General features: G+C 60.0%; 12 protein-coding genes and 1 pseudogene. 12 read left to right on the top strand and 1 reads right to left on the bottom strand.

Translation table 11 applies throughout. The features are described from left to right. Positions 1-79 precede the first annotated feature (79 nt). Positions 80-1,048, bottom strand: coding sequence for a tyrosine-type recombinase/integrase (locus PVA48_RS01450; protein WP_102728856.1), 969 nt, complete (start codon positions 1,046-1,048; stop codon positions 80-82). Positions 1,049-1,688: 640 nt separating this feature from the next. On the opposite strand from PVA48_RS01450, the gene PVA48_RS01445 reads away from it, so the two are divergent. The 12 genes and pseudogenes from PVA48_RS01445 to trpB all read left to right on the top strand — a co-directional run bounded on the left by PVA48_RS01445 (position 1,689) and on the right by trpB (position 14,712). Then, complete coding sequence (locus tag PVA48_RS01445; RefSeq protein WP_180970953.1) at positions 1,689-2,396, top strand: prepilin-type N-terminal cleavage/methylation domain-containing protein; 708 nt, start codon at positions 1,689-1,691, stop codon at positions 2,394-2,396. 42 nt (positions 2,397-2,438) lie between these two features. Further along, positions 2,439-2,852 (top strand): type IV pilus modification PilV family protein, encoded by a 414-nt coding sequence (locus PVA48_RS01440; RefSeq protein ID WP_423232116.1) that lies wholly within the window; start codon positions 2,439-2,441, stop codon positions 2,850-2,852. Next, complete coding sequence (locus PVA48_RS01435; RefSeq protein WP_423232115.1) at positions 2,846-3,223, top strand: hypothetical protein; 378 nt, start codon at positions 2,846-2,848, stop codon at positions 3,221-3,223. Before PVA48_RS01440 ends, PVA48_RS01435 begins: the two co-directional genes overlap by 7 nt. 30 nt (positions 3,224-3,253) lie before the next feature. Then, positions 3,254-4,324: a PulJ/GspJ family protein gene (locus tag PVA48_RS01430; RefSeq protein WP_022397253.1), complete on the top strand. Its 1,071-nt coding sequence runs from the start codon at positions 3,254-3,256 to the stop codon at positions 4,322-4,324. Positions 4,325-4,414: 90 nt separating this feature from the next. Beyond that, positions 4,415-5,155, top strand: coding sequence for a lipoyl protein ligase domain-containing protein (locus tag PVA48_RS01425; RefSeq protein ID WP_022397252.1), 741 nt, complete (start codon positions 4,415-4,417; stop codon positions 5,153-5,155). A gap of 21 nt (positions 5,156-5,176) precedes the next feature. Then, positions 5,177-6,165, top strand: a pseudogene (locus PVA48_RS01420) (aldo/keto reductase). A 396-nt stretch (positions 6,166-6,561) separates the two neighbouring features. Further along, complete coding sequence (locus PVA48_RS01415) at positions 6,562-8,790, top strand: sodium-translocating pyrophosphatase (RefSeq protein WP_022397250.1); 2,229 nt, start codon at positions 6,562-6,564, stop codon at positions 8,788-8,790. A gap of 351 nt (positions 8,791-9,141) precedes the next feature. Next, complete coding sequence (locus tag PVA48_RS01410; protein ID WP_180975240.1) at positions 9,142-10,548, top strand: anthranilate synthase component I family protein; 1,407 nt, start codon at positions 9,142-9,144, stop codon at positions 10,546-10,548. Further along, a complete protein-coding gene (trpD, locus tag PVA48_RS01405) occupies positions 10,532-12,124 on the top strand; it encodes an anthranilate phosphoribosyltransferase (RefSeq protein WP_102726867.1) in 1,593 nt (530 codons plus the stop codon). Before PVA48_RS01410 ends, trpD begins: the two co-directional genes overlap by 17 nt. Continuing rightward, entirely contained in the window at positions 12,114-12,899 is a 786-nt protein-coding gene (locus PVA48_RS01400) for an indole-3-glycerol phosphate synthase TrpC (protein WP_102728853.1), read from the top strand. Before trpD ends, PVA48_RS01400 begins: the two co-directional genes overlap by 11 nt. Then, positions 12,896-13,543 carry a phosphoribosylanthranilate isomerase gene (locus PVA48_RS01395; protein ID WP_102728852.1) on the top strand — a complete coding sequence of 216 codons (648 nt, stop codon included), beginning with the start codon at positions 12,896-12,898 and terminating at the stop codon, positions 13,541-13,543. Before PVA48_RS01400 ends, PVA48_RS01395 begins: the two co-directional genes overlap by 4 nt. Further along, a complete protein-coding gene (trpB, locus tag PVA48_RS01390) occupies positions 13,540-14,712 on the top strand; it encodes a tryptophan synthase subunit beta (protein WP_102728851.1) in 1,173 nt (390 codons plus the stop codon). The genes PVA48_RS01395 and trpB overlap by 4 nt, the downstream gene beginning before the upstream one ends. Positions 14,713-14,714 lie beyond the last annotated feature (2 nt).

The raw sequence follows: 14,714 nt of genomic DNA, 5'->3' as shown, positions 1-14,714 counted from the left end.
AATCTGTGCAGCCAGAGGGCGAGAGTCTTTTTTGTTTGGTTACGCATATCTATAATCGATAATAAATAGTTATCACTCTTTATTGTAGAATTATCTGCACATTTTTTCTTGGGTGAAAATTCTGAAGGATGACTCTTTGTTTGGTGGTGCTGACGTGGGTGTATATCTGAGTAGTGGCGAGGGAGCTGTGGCCGAGGATGGTTTGGATGTATTTTATGTCTACGCCTTCTTCCAGAAGGAGGGTGGCGAAGGTGTGGCGGAATGTGTGAGGGGTGACGGGTTTGTGGATGCCGGATCTCAGGGCCAGTTTTTTGATCATGATTCTTACTGACTGGGAAGAGAGGTTGCGACCTAGGTGGTTGATGAAGAAGAACGTGTTCTGACGGGAAGAAGGCAGACAGAAGCGCTGGTATTCGTGCAGGGCTTCCAGAATGGCGTCCTGGCATATTTGGATGACGCGTTCCTTTCTCCCTTTGCCATAGACTTTGATGAAGCCGTTATGGAGGTTTACGGACGCAAGGCGCAGAGCGCATAGTTCGGATACCCTGATGCCCGTGCCGAACAGGAGTTCCACCACGGCAATGTTGCGGACGATTTCCTGATAACGATACCCTGTTTTGCTTGAACAGGCGTTTTTCTCCCGGTACAGGGTGGTTAGGATGGAGGCCACTTCCATGGAGTCCATGACGGGAGGGAGCAGGAAGGGAACCTTGATGTTGATTTTAAGCTTCCGCATGGGGTTGATGAAGTCATCGTCTTCCATTTCAATGAAGTTCAGCATGGCTTTGAGCGTAGCCATTTTTCTTTTCATGGTTCTGGGCTGAAATCCCGACAATGATTTAACGTATTGCTTCAAATCTTCTGCGGAAATAGCGGGCAAATGGCAGATGCTCCTTTGATTTATCATGAAGTCGGCAAATTGCCCCAAGTCGGTTGCATAGGCTTTCAAGGTCTTTTCACTAAGGTTTTTTTCATATTGGGAATGAAACAGGAATCGTTCGATGGTTTTTTCCAATAGGGATGAGTGTAATGTTGATGTATTTGGCATGGCGGAACGGAATAATAAGAGTGTCCCATGGGTGCAAGGTCCTTTTTGTGCCTCTGTCACTAGGAATGCCGGGAGCATGGAATCTTCTGTGGTGCAGGAGTATCGTCCGGCATGGAGGGAACGGGGCCCGGGATGAAGGGGAAGAGTGACGGTCCTCTATTCTTATTATAAGAATGAAGTTCCTTTTCCGGAGAATGATGGAATGCTAGTTCCATTCCATGCGCTTTCGGAATTGTTCCTTTGTACATTAACCGGAAATTTCGTTCTCCAACGAGTAAAGGGGTCGATAGGCTTTCAGGCCCGGAGAAAGGATGAACCGTTTAAACTGCTTGGATCATTATGGGGCATTGCATGCCCTCGGATGCAGGAGGAGTGGTCGGGAACTCTGGAAAAGTGGCATTCCAGAGGCGTTTCAAGAGCTTTTTCCTCCCTATGCTTCTTGAAATGTGTGGATTGAATCAGTCGGAAGTTCCGTTCTTCCGGATGGTTCATGGCGCCGGGGATGATCCGGGTGAAACCCCGCCGGATTTTTATTCGGACCGGAACATATCAGGCATTCCCGTTTCTCAAAAAATGATTGCCGTGCCCGTGTGAAACGGGTAGCATGCCAAAAATCGTTGTTCAATCCTGCATCATCTGTATGAGATATTTTTCCAAGCATTCCGGAACGGCTTCGCACTGTTCCTCGTCAGGGAGCAAGGGGTTTACCCTGGTGGAACTGATTGTCGTCATCACCATTATGGTTGCCATGATGGCCTTGGCCGCCAGCATGTTAAGAGGCGGGGGCAGGGGGCAGGGCCTCCAGTCCGCCGTGGAGATGGTGGACGGCATGGTGCAGGAAGCCCGCCTGGACGCCATGGGCAAGGGAACGTGGAGCCGCCTGATTATCGTGAGCACTCCTGAGGACGAAGCCCGCAACATGCGCACGCTGGGCGTGATGTCCAAAAATACGCGCACCGGAAAGTGGCATCTGGTCAACCGTTTGCAGACTCTTCCCGCCGGGTTTTACATCAGCCCCACCTACAGCACCCTGCTGGAAGGCTCCAAGAAGACCAAGGGCAAGTCCGCAGCCCGTAGCTTTGCCAGCCGTGACGGGCAGGATACCGTCAATCTTCCGGGCAACCGGATGACGGATATTTATTTCATTGAGTTTGACGAGGAAGGCCGCATGTCCCAGCCGAACGCCCCCACCCGCCTGGTGGTGGTTTCCGGTTCCGCCGGAAACGGCAAGGAGGAGAAACCGACTCCGATGGTGGACGGCAAGCCGGGCCTGGCAGGCGGCATCGTGATTTATCCCAAAGGCAATATCAGCCGGCTGAGGACGACGGAGCAGGTGATTCCCAACTAATTCATATTTTACCGGATTTCCCATTTTATGTTGACCAAGTGTATGAAACAGTCTCGTGCCAAGGGGTTCACCCTGACGGAAGTGGTGCTTGCGATCGGCGTGGTTGCCGTGCTGATCGTGGTGTTCATGGCCATGTTCATTCCAGCCAGAAGGACGGTTCAGTCCGCTCTGACCATCCGCGAAGCGGACCGCATCGTCCACGCCCTGACGGCGGAACTTGGAGAGCTTCGCAATTCCGAGCGTGCCGCTCCCAATGCCAGAAAGTCTTCCACCACCAGATATATTTCCGCTTTTGACAAGGCGTTTTACTGGATGCAGTTTACGTCCAAACCCGCTACGACCATTCTTGTTTACAATTACAGGGCGGATCTGACCAAGGGCGCCCGCAAGGACGGCACACCTCAGCCCTGGCTGGAGGAAGGTGGAGCATCCCCGGGCAGAATACGGCGGTGGTGACGGGAGTTTGCCTAGCGAACAACAAGGACCGCTGGGATGATTTCAAGGCGCTTGTCGGCCCCGTCTTCGCCGTGCGCATGACCCAGCTGGTGGTGGAGCGCATGGATTCCAACGCTTACGGGTACAAGCTGGCTCCCAAGTACGGGACGATTTACAATCCCTACAACCGCGGCAAGGTGATTACGGAGCCTTCCCTGTACGTTTATACGCCGGAGAAGGGCGGCGGCCTGAATTTGCCGTGGGGGGCGGAAGTCCTGTACCAGGCGGAGTTTTTCCAGCTGTTGAATACGGACCCTGAACGTTTGCAGCACCTGACGTGGGAGAATTTGAAGACTCCCATCTTTACGCGCAATCTCGCTTTCCGCCGCTAACGGGCATTATCTGAAGACCTCTGAAAAATCATGAAGACATTTGCCAAAATCAAATCCGGCGCGTTCACCCTGATTGAGCTCCTGGCAGCCATGACCATCACCACCGTGCTGGTGCTGGTGATTGTGGCCCTGACCTCCCGCGGGGTGGATATCTGGAGATGGGTGCTGCAGGATGTGCGGACCACCACGCTTGCCCGCACGGCCATGGATACCATGACCAAGGATTTTGAGAGCATGCAGTTCCGTGCCGGTAATCCCTTTGAATGGATGCTGGTGCAGCGGGACAGCGATCTGGTTTCCCGCGCGACCAAGACCACGGCGTCCAGGAAGAAGGGCGGTTCTTCCGCTCTGAATGAAGCCCGCGTGAACCTGATGACCATGGGGCCGGAAGGCGCCAAGATCACGAATGCCTCCCAGTTGATTTTCTTTACCACGGCTACGGACCGCAATCCTGCCAAGTCCAGCATGGACATGCGGAACGACCGCATCATCGGTGACGTGAATTGCGTGGGGTACAAGCTGCTTTACCGTGACCAGATTCTGGACCAGGACGCTACGGCGGAGTCTGACGGCTTTCCGGTTTATTCCCTGTACCGCAATTTGATCAGCGCGGAGGATACCGTGCAGAATCTCCTGGGCCAGCAGGACCTTTGGTCCGCTTATACCCGCTACCAGCAGGATGAGACCATTCCCGCCAATTTCCTGGTGGAAAACGTGGTGGAAATGACGCTGATTTTTGAAGTGGACTACCAGAAGAAGATCGGCAATTCCGGCAGCAACAAGTCGGACAAGGATGCCACGCAGCGGGCGTCCGTGCTGGTGCCCGTCATGACGACGGGGGCCAACCGGCTCGGTTCCTGCACCCAGATGGATGTGTACGGCAACCGTCTGGACATCATCGGCAGCAGCGTGAATATTGACGATTTGAAGTCCGGACGCGTCACTGCCGTGACGATTTCCATGACGGTGGTGACGGATGAAGGCATGGCCCTGGTGGACCAGATCCGGCAGAAGAAGCGTCCCGCCCCCTCTCCGGAGGAATTCTTTGAGCGCTATACCCGGTCCTTCACCCAGCGCGTAGCATTGCCCATGAACCGTTAGGCCTGTAGTATGGGGGCTGATGGAAGCGGGTTTTTCCGCTGCCGTTTCCCGCCCGGAGCGTCCTGCCGTTATTTACACTGTAGTTGCAAAATGTCTGGTTTCGCAAATGTCGTCGGCAATTTGTCCCCTCTGCCGGAGCTGGTGCTGTGGCGCGACCCGGTCGCTAGAAGCGGGGAGGAAGCCATGGCCGTGGATGAAGCCCTGCTGGAATGGGGAGAGAAGCCCGTGCTGCGTGCATACCGCTGGGCGGAGCCGACCGTGACCTACGGTTATTTTGACGAGGAAGCCACGGCACGCGCCATTTTTCCGGGAGAGGAACTCCATTTTGTCCGCCGCTGGACGGGCGGGGGAATTGTGGACCACCGGCAGGACATTCCCTTTACCCTGGCCATGCACCGCCGGGGAGAGAAGGAACGGCCTTCCAGCGCCACCCTGTACCGATGGATTCACGGGGCTTTGGCCCGTGTTTTGAGAGATTGCGGCGTGGAGTGCGTGATGCTGGACGGAGACGCCCCGGACGGTGGCCGCGCCTGTTTTGCCAGCCCCGTGACGAGTGATTTAGTACTTCCCGGCGGGGAAAAGCTGGCCGGTGGCGGCCAGAGAAGAGTCCGCGGCGGCGTTCTCCATCAGGGGAGCATCCAGAATTGCCTTCTTCCCGCCGGATGGGATGAAATGCTGGCCGCCCGTCTGGCGGACGGACATTCCCTGTGCGTGGAAGCGGAGCTGTTTCCCGGCATGAACGCTAGGGTGGCGGAGCTGCTGGCATCCAAATACCGCACGGAGGCATGGCGCTCCGGCGTGCGGCATGAGCGTACTTCCCATGCCCGGTGAACCTTCCCGTTTTTCCTTCCGATGAGTTACCTCCCCGATCCCGGCCGTTACAGTCATCTGGACTATCGCCGTTGCGGGCGCAGCGGGCTGCTGCTTCCTCCCGTTTCCCTGGGGCTTTGGCACAATTTCGGCGCTGCCGACGATTTCGAGAATGCGCGGCAGCTTATCCATGGCGCGTTTGACGCCGGCATCACGTATTTTGACCTGGCGAACAATTACGGGCCGCCTCCCGGCGCGGCGGAAGAATGCTTTGGCCGCATTTTCATGCAGGATTTGTCCCGTTTCCGTGACGAGCTTGTCATCGCTACCAAGGCAGGGCACCTGATGTGGGCCGGACCGTACGGGGACTGGGGTTCCCGCAAGCATATGCTTTCCAGCCTGGACCAGTCCCTTTCCCGCATGAAGCTGGATTACGTGGATATTTTTTATGCGCACCGGCATGACCCGGAGACTCCGCTGGAAGAGACGGCGGGGGCCCTCGTCACGGCGGTCCGGTCCGGAAAGGCCTTGTATGCCGGTATTTCCAAATTCCCGGCAGAGCAAACCAGGCAGATATGCGCCATGCTCAGGGAGGCCGGCGTGCCGTGCCTGGTCCACCAGCTCCGTTACAACATGTTCAACCGGGAGCCGGAAGAGTCCGTTTTTCAGGCCATCCGTGAAACGGGCACCGGGTGCGTCGCCTTTTCCCCCTGGCCCAGGGGATGCTGACGGACCGTTATCTGGAGGGAATTCCCGCGGATTCCCGTGCGGCAGGTTCCTCCGTCTTTTTAACGGAAGAACGGGTCCGGGAGCATGGGGAGAAAATTCGCAGCCTGGCTGCCCTGGCCCGGAGCCGCGGCCAGAGCCTCGCCCAGATGGCGCTGGCCTGGGTGTTGAGAGACCCCGTGGTGACCACGGCCCTGATAGGCGCCAGCCGCCCCCAGCAAGTCATGGATTGCCTGAAAGCCCTGGAAAATACGCGGTTCACCGCGGAGGAGCTTTCCATCATTGACGGAATGGCGGACAGGTAGGCGCTGTTTTTTCCAATGGGAGCGTTTGCTTTTTCTTTTTATCCAGTTTTCCCGGAATCAGGGCAGCTTCAAGAATTGCCGGAGATAGCTGGCCAAGGAGAGCACATTGCGCGGAATACCACGGTTTTTTGCCGTTTTCCAGGGTTTCCGGCAGCAGAAAACCGTAACAAGAAGTAGGCAGGGGGAAAGAGGTGCGGCCCAGCCGCTTCCGGAACCTCCGGAGTCAATTTGGATTAATCGGTGCGGTACTTGCTTCTTCCGTGAATCCGCCGGATTTTCCTGCGGTGCTGGTCTTTCCGCAGGAAGGTGAATTTTCCGTTCCGAACGGAGGTTTTTCTTGGAGTAAAGTGGACCAGGTGTTATGTTCCTACCACTTTAATTTAAAGTGTACTGACAATGATAACCATCCAGGATTTATTTTGGCTCATCCCATCGGCTTCCGTGCTGGCCCTCATTTTTGCGGCCGTCTTTTTTTACCGCATGAAAGCCCAGGATGAGGGGAACGAGGTCATGAAAATGATCGCCAAGCACGTTCGCAGCGGCGCCATGGCCTATCTGCGGCAGCAATACAAGATCGTCACGATCTTCTTTGTGCTGATTACCGTCGTATTCGCTTTTCTGGCGTACTGCCTCCATATCCAGAATCCCTGGGTGCCGTTCGCGTTCATTTCCGGCGGCTTTTTCTCCGGCCTGGCCGGCTACATCGGCATGAAGACGGCCACATACGCTTCCGGCCGCGTGGCGAACGCCTGCCGCCACTCCCTGGACGCCGGCCTGCAGATCGCCTTCCGTTCGGGCGCCGTGCTCGGCCTGACCGTCGTGGGCCTTGCCATGCTTGACATTGGCGTCTGGTACTGGGTGCTGGACTGGTTTTATGAAGACATGGAGCTTTCCATGCGCCTGGTCGTCATCACCACCACCATGCTGACCTTCGGCATGGGGGCCTCCCTCCAGGCCCTGTTCGCCCGCGTGGGCGGCGGCATTTTCACGAAGGCCGCGGACGTAGGGGCCGACCTGGTGGGGAAGGTGGAAGCCGGCATTCCGGAGGACGACCCCCGCAATCCCGCCACCATCGCGGATAACGTGGGCGACAACGTGGGGGACGTGGCCGGCATGGGCGCGGACCTTTACGAGTCCTACTGCGGTTCCATTCTGGCATCCGCGGCTCTTGGCGCCGCGGCTTACATGGCCGTGCCGGAAATGGCGATCAAGGCCGTTCTCACACCCATGCTGATCGCCGCCCTCGGCACCATTCTCTCCCTGCTGGGCGTGTATGCGGTGCGCGTAAAGCGCGGCGCTTCCCAGACGGAGCTGATGGCCGCCCTGAACCGCGGCATCAACCTGAGCTCCTTCCTGATCGCCATCGCCTCCGCCTTCCTGCTCCAGCTCATCGGCCTGGACAACTGGGCGGGCATCTGGGGCGCCATCGTCACCGGCCTGGCGGTGGGCATCATCATCGGGAAGAGCACGGAGCATTACACCTCCCATGACTCCTATCCCTGCCGCAAGATCGCCCACAGCGCGAAGACGGGGCCCGCCACCGTCATCATCTCCGGCATCGGCATCGGCATGATTTCCACCTGCATTCCCGTGATCACCATCGTCGTGGGCACCGTGCTGGCCTACGGCATGGCCTCCGGGGACTGGCATTTCACCGGCGCTGAAATGAGCAAGGGCCTGTACGGCATCGGCATTGCCGCCGTCGGCATGCTTTCCACCCTGGGCCTGACCCTGGCGACGGACGCCTACGGCCCCATTTCCGACAACGCCGGGGGCAATGCGGAGATGAGCAAGCTGGACCCGGAAGTGCGCCGCCGCACGGACGCCCTGGACGCCCTGGGCAACACGACCGCCGCCACGGGCAAGGGCTTCGCCATCGGTTCCGCCGCGCTGACCGCGCTGGCCCTGCTGGCCTCCTACATTGAAGAGCTGAAGATTTCCATCCAGCATTGGGGGGACGCCACCGGAAACACCATGTACAAGATCAATGACGCGGTGAGCGTGGAAGTGTCCAAGATAGCTTCTTGCACGTTGCCTGAATTCATGAATTACTTCCAGGTGACCCTGATGAACCCGAAAGTGCTCATGGGCCTCTTCGTGGGCGCCATGATGTCCTTCCTGTTCTGCGGCCTGACCATGAACGCCGTGGGCCGCGCCGCGGAGAAGATGGTGAAGGAAGTGCGCCGCCAGTTCAAGGAAATCAAGGGCATCCTGACCGGGGAAGCGGAACCGGATTACGTGCGCTGTGTGGAAATCTCCACGGCGGGCGCGCAGCATGAAATGATCTGGCCGTCCGTGCTGGCGGTCATCACCCCCATCTGCATGGGCCTCGTGTTCGGCGTTCCCGGCGTGTTCGGGCTGCTGGCCGGCGGCCTGGCCTCCGGCTTCGTACTGGCCGTGTTCATGGCGAACTCCGGCGGCGCATGGGACAATGCCAAGAAGTACATTGAGCAGGGCCACGTGGGCGGCAAGGGATCGGAAAGCCATAAGGCCGCCGTCATCGGCGACACCGTGGGCGACCCCTTCAAGGATACGTCCGGCCCCTCCCTGAACATCCTGATCAAGCTCATGAGCATGGTGGCCATCGTCACCGCCGGCGTCAACATCGCCGTGACGCTGTTCTAAAGGTTGACAGTCATTATATTCAAGGCCCGTGGATTCAGTGGAATCCACGGGCTTTTTTTCCGGCGGCAGGAAGGACGCCGTGGATTTTTTTCGCCATTGACGGAAAGTTTTTTTGACAACGCCGGGCGGGAGGAGTAATAAACGCGCAGATGCAATTCAGCACTGGACAGCCCTTTTTTAGCACGACCCGTTATTATGGCAACGGCTATTGGTGGCGTATACCCATGTCCGGACGGGGGAATCCCGATGTGCAGTAGTAGCATCCAGCTATGACCGTTTTTCAAGAACTGCTTTGATTCCTCCGAGAGTCAAAGCAGTTTTTTTATTTTCAACTTACACCATCATCCATCCATGCAACCACCATCCATCATCACCCTCCAACAGCGCAGCCGGCGGCTGAGCGCCGATTTGGAGACGCCCATCAGCCTGTTCCTGAGCCTGACCCAGAACCAAACTCCCGGCCTTCTGCTGGAGAGCGCGGAGGTGGATGGTAGATGGGGCCGCTACAGCGTCATCGCCTGCGATTACCTGATGACCGTTTCCTGCGTGGACGCCAGGCTTTCCCTTTCCATCAGCGACGACCGCCTGGCTTCCCTGAAGGAGCTGGAAGGCATGCTTTACCTGGACGGCCTGCGCTCCCTGATGCAGCGTCTGGAACTGGTGGGGGACGACATGAGGCAGGCTCCCATCACGCGGGCTCTGTACGGCTACTTCGGGTATGAAACCGCCGCCCTGTTCCAGCCCAAGCTGGCGCAGACCATCAGTCCCTCTTCCGCGGAATCCTGCCTGGTATTGGCGGGCACAGTGATCGTGTTTGACCATTTGTACAACCGCCTCACCCAGATCAGCCTGGGCGAACACCGGGACCTGTCCCACGCGCCCCTTCAGGAGACGGAAGAACCTTCCGTCGGGGAGGTTTCCCGCACGCCGGACCAGGCGGGCTACATGAAGGGCGTGGAGCATATCAAGGAACTGCTCCATGACGGAGAAGCCATCCAGGTGGTGCTTTCCTCCCAGGCCTCCGCGGAGTTCCACGGTGACGCCTTCACGCTGTACCGCCGCATGCGCAGCATCAATCCCTCCCCGTACATGTTCTTCATGCGGCTGCCGGAAGTGACGCTGTTCGGCTCCTCCCCGGAACTGATGGTGCGGTGCACGGACGGCAAGCTCCAGCTCTCCCCCATTGCCGGGACGCGCAAGCGCGGCAGGGACGATGAGGAAGACTCCGCACTGGCCGCCGACCTGCTGAAGGACCCGAAGGAGTGCTCTGAACACGTGATGCTGGTGGACCTGGGCCGCAACGACCTGGGCCGCGTCGCCAAGCCCGGCTCCGTGAAGCTGGAACGCCTGATGGAGATTGAACGTTTTTCCCATGTGATGCACATGACTTCCCGCGTGACCGCCCAGGTGAACGACGGATTGGACGCCCTGGACATCCTCGGCGCGGCCTTCCCCGCCGGAACGGTCAGCGGCGCTCCCAAGGTGCGGGCCATGGAAATCCTGGCGGAGGAGGAACCCCTGCCGCGCGGGCCGTACGCCGGCTGCATCGGCTGGCTGGGGCTGGACAGGAACGGCGTCCACATGGATTCCGGCATTACCATCCGCAGCATGTGGGTGAAGGACGGCCGCATCCACTGGCAGGCGGGCGCCGGCATCGTGTACGATTCAGATCCGGCCGCCGAATGGCAGGAGTGCATGAACAAAGGCAAGATTATTGACGTTATTTTGAAAGGAGAAGACCATGTTTCTGTTCATTGATAATTACGATTCCTTCTCGTGGAATCTGGTGCAGGCGTTTTACGCCCTGGGCCGCAAGCCCGTGGTGTACGCGAATGACGATCCGCGCATTCTGGACCTGGCGGCCAGCCCGGAGCTGGAGGCCGTGTGCATTTCCCCCGGCCCCAGCCATCCGCGCAACGCCGGGCTGTGCCTGGAGTTCCTGAAACGCCTCCCCGCCGCCGTTCCCGTGCTGGGCGTATGCCTGGGGCACCAGCTCCTGGGCTACTTCGCCGGAGCGGAGGTTTCCCGCGCTCCGTACGTGATGCACGGGAAGAGCTCGGACATCATCCATGACGGTTCGGGGCTGTTCACCGGCCTTCCCAATCCCATGACCGTGGGCCGCTACCATTCCCTGGTGGTCCAGTCCAAGGAGGACGAGCCGAACTCCCGTTTTACCGTCACCTCCCGCGGGCCGGAAGGGGAAGTCATGGCCCTGCGCTATAATGACCGCCCCTGGGTGGGCATCCAGTTCCATCCGGAATCCATCCTGACGCCGGACGGCCTCCAGCTCCTGGGCAACTTCCCGGACAACATCGTTCCGGCAGGGCAGAAGGAAAAGCGCATCAACCGCATTCTGGACACGCTGGCCGCCGGGCAGGACCTGACGGCGGACATGGCCGCCGCGGGCTTTGCGGACATCATGGACGGCCGCATGACCCCGGCCCAGGCGGGCTGCTTCCTGATGGGCCTGCGCATGAAGGGAGAGACCCCGCTGGAGATGGCCCATGCCGTCGGCATCGCCCTGGGGCGCGCCAACCGTGTGGAAGGGCTGGAAGGGGACTGCATAGACGTGGTTGGCACGGGTGGCGACGGCCGCAGTTCTTTCAACTGCTCCACCGCCACGTCCCTGACGCTGGCCGGAATGGGGTACAAGGTAGTGAAGCACGGCAACCGCGCCGTGTCTTCCTCCTGCGGCTCCGCGGACGCCCTGGAAGGCCTGGGCTTCCCGCTGGACGTGGCTCCGGAGGACGTGCAGCGCCTGCTGGACGAGCGGAACTTCGCCTTCCTGTTCGCGCCCAATTTCCATCCCGCCTTCCGCAATGTGGGCCCCATCCGCAGGGAGCTGGGCATACGTACCCTGTTCAACCTGCTGGGGCCCCTCATTAATCCGGCGCGTCCCACGCACATCCTGCTGGGCGTGGCCCGTCCGGAGCTGGTGGAACTGCTGGCGGAGACGCTCAGCCAGTCCCATATCCGCAGGGCCGCCGTGGTGTACGGCGCAGGAGGGTATGACGAGGTGACGCCGCTGGGACCCACCAAGATGATGATCGTCCATAACGGCAGGCTGACGCCCATGACCCTGGACCCCGCGGACTACGGCATCCAGCCCTGCGAACCGGAGGACCTGGCCGTTCGGTCCAAATCGGAAGCCGTGGCTGTGCTGAAGGACATTCTGGCGGGGAAAGGCCCGCGCGCCATGATGGACATGGTGATTCTCAATGTGGGGGTGGCCATGTTCCTGCTGGAGGACCACATGGACCTGGCCGTCTGCATGGCGAAGGCCCGCGAGGCCGTCTGCGCCGGGGTAGGAAGGAGAACGCTCCATGCTGCTTGACCGGTTCAGGGAAGCCAAGGCGGAGGAAATAGCCCTGCTCACGGACATGGCCTCCCGCCGGGAGCTGCCCCGTCCCTGGAAGGGGCGCAGGCCGGACTTCCTGAAAGCCATTGCGGAGCCGCCCGCCGGGCAGCCCGTGGCCGTGATTGCGGAGTTCAAGCAGTCCTCCCCGTCGCGCGGCGTCATCGCCACCGGGCTGAAACCGGAGGAAGTGGCGGAACAGTATGCCGCGGCGGGCGCTTCCTGCATCTCCGTGCTGACGGAGGAGCGGTATTTCGGCGGCCGCATCGGGTATCTGGAGCGCATGAGCCGCGCCGGGCTTCCGCTGCTGCGCAAGGATTTCATTTTCCACCAGCTCCAGGTGATGGAGACGGCGTCCACGCCGGCCTCCGCCCTGCTGCTCATCGTGCGCCTGACGCCGGACGCGCGGACGCTCCGCATCCTGAGGGAACAGGCGGAAGCCTACGGCATGCACGCCGTGGTGGAGGTTTTTGACGAGTCGGACCTGGCAATTGCCCGGGAATCCGGCGCTCGCATCATCCAGGTGAATGCCCGTGACCTGGATACGCTTGAAACGGACAGGGCTGCCTGCCTGGACATGGGGAAACTCCGCCGTGAGGGGGAGGTGTGGATCGCCGCCAGCGCCATGAGCGCCGGGGCTCATCTCAGGGAAGCCGCGGAAGCGGGCTTCCAGGCCGTACTGATGGGGACTGCCCTGATGGACGGCGGAAAGCCGGGTGAAAAACTGGCTGCAATTTTAGAAGAAACAACATGAAGAAGCATTCATTCGCAATCAAGGTGTGCGGGATTACCCGCCAGAGCGATTTGTCAACCGCCATGGGGATGGGAGCCCATTTCTGCGGATTCATCTTTCATCCCAAAAGCCCGCGTTATATTGCTCCGTCACGCGCCGCGGCCCTGGACTCCGCGCTGATCCGCCGCGTGGGAGTCTTCGTGAACCAGAACGCGGAGGAAATCATGGACATCATGAAAACGGCCCGGCTGGAATTCGCCCAGCTTCACGGCGCACAATCCCTGGACTGCGCGCGCCGCATCGGTCCGGAAAAGGTGATCCGCGTACTGTGGCCGGACCGTTATGAATCCCTGGACGCCCTTCAGAAGGAAATGGAACTCTGGGCGGACAGCTGCGCCTGGTTCCTGCTGGATGCGGGCAGCCAGAGCGGCGGCCACGGCGTCTCCCTGGACTGGAACGCCCTGGCTTCCCTGAAATCCCCCCGGCCCTGGTTCCTGGCGGGCGGCCTTTCCTCCGCTTCCCTGAATAAGGCGCTGGAACAGTGCACCCCGAACGGCATTGACCTGAACTCCGGCGTGGAAGCCATCCCCGGCCAGAAAAGCCCGCAAAAGCTGCTGGCGGCCCTTAAATCACTCATCTCCTACACCCCTTACCATATCGCATGAACAAAGAAGGATATTTCGGCAACTTCGGCGGCCGCTTCGTACCGGAAGCGCTGCGCCCCCCGCTCATGGAGCTGGAGGAAGCCATGGCCACCATCATGCCGTCCCGCGAGTACCGGGACGCGCTCCAGGACCTGCTGGTCAACTACGCGGGTCGTGAAACGCCCCTCACGTTCTGCCCCCATCTCTCGGAAAAGCTGGGCTTCCGCCTGTGGCTGAAGCGGGAGGACCTGCTGCACACCGGAGCCCACAAGATCAACAACGCCCTCGGGCAGGCCCTTCTTGCCAAGATGATGGGGAAAACGCACCTCATTGCGGAAACCGGGGCGGGGCAGCACGGCGTGGCTACGGCCACGGCGGCGGCCCGGCTCAAGATGGACTGCACCATCTTCATGGGGGCGGAGGACGTGGAGCGCCAGTCCATGAACGTGATGCGCATGAAGCTGCTGGGCGCCCGCGTGTTTCCGATTGAAAACGGTTCCCGCACCCTGAAGGACGCCATTAACGAGGCCCTGCGCTACTGGATTTCCCATCAGGAGGACACCCTGTACTGCTTCGGCACGGCGGCGGGGCCCCACCCGTTCCCCACGCTGGTCAGGCAGCTCCAGTCCGTCATCGGCACGGAGGCCCGGGCCCAGATGCTGGAACGCGCCGGAAGGCTTCCGGACGTGGTAGTGGCGTGCGTGGGCGGCGGTTCCAACGCCATCGGCATGCTCCACCCCTTTGTGGAAGATGAAGGCGTTCGCCTGGTGGGCGTGGAGGCCGGAGGCACCGGGGAGCCCGGATGCTACAACTCCGCACCCATCAACCTGGGCAGCCCCGGCGTGCTGCACGGCCACGTGACCATGCTTTTACAGGATCAAGACGGGCAGATACAGCCGTCCCACTCCATCTCCGCCGGGCTGGACTACCCCGGCGTGGGGCCAGAGCACTCCCACCTGGCGGAAATCGGCCGGGTGCATTACGGCGTCATCTGTGACGCCTCCGCGCTGAACGCCTTCCAGACCCTGACGCAGGAGGAAGGCATTATCCCCGCTCTGGAATCCTCCCATGCCGTCGCGTGGGTGCTGGACCATGCGGACGAGCTGCCCGCGGGGGGTGACGTGCTGGTGAACCTCTCCGGCCGCGGAGACAAGGACCTGGGAATCGTTAAAAAATATCTGAACCTTTAAGC

The sequence above is a fragment of the Akkermansia sp. JRP_AM1 genome (assembly GCF_049262625.1).
GTDB lineage: Bacteria > Verrucomicrobiota > Verrucomicrobiia > Verrucomicrobiales > Akkermansiaceae > Akkermansia > Akkermansia massiliensis.
This window is presented reverse-complemented; position numbering and strand designations above follow the sequence as displayed.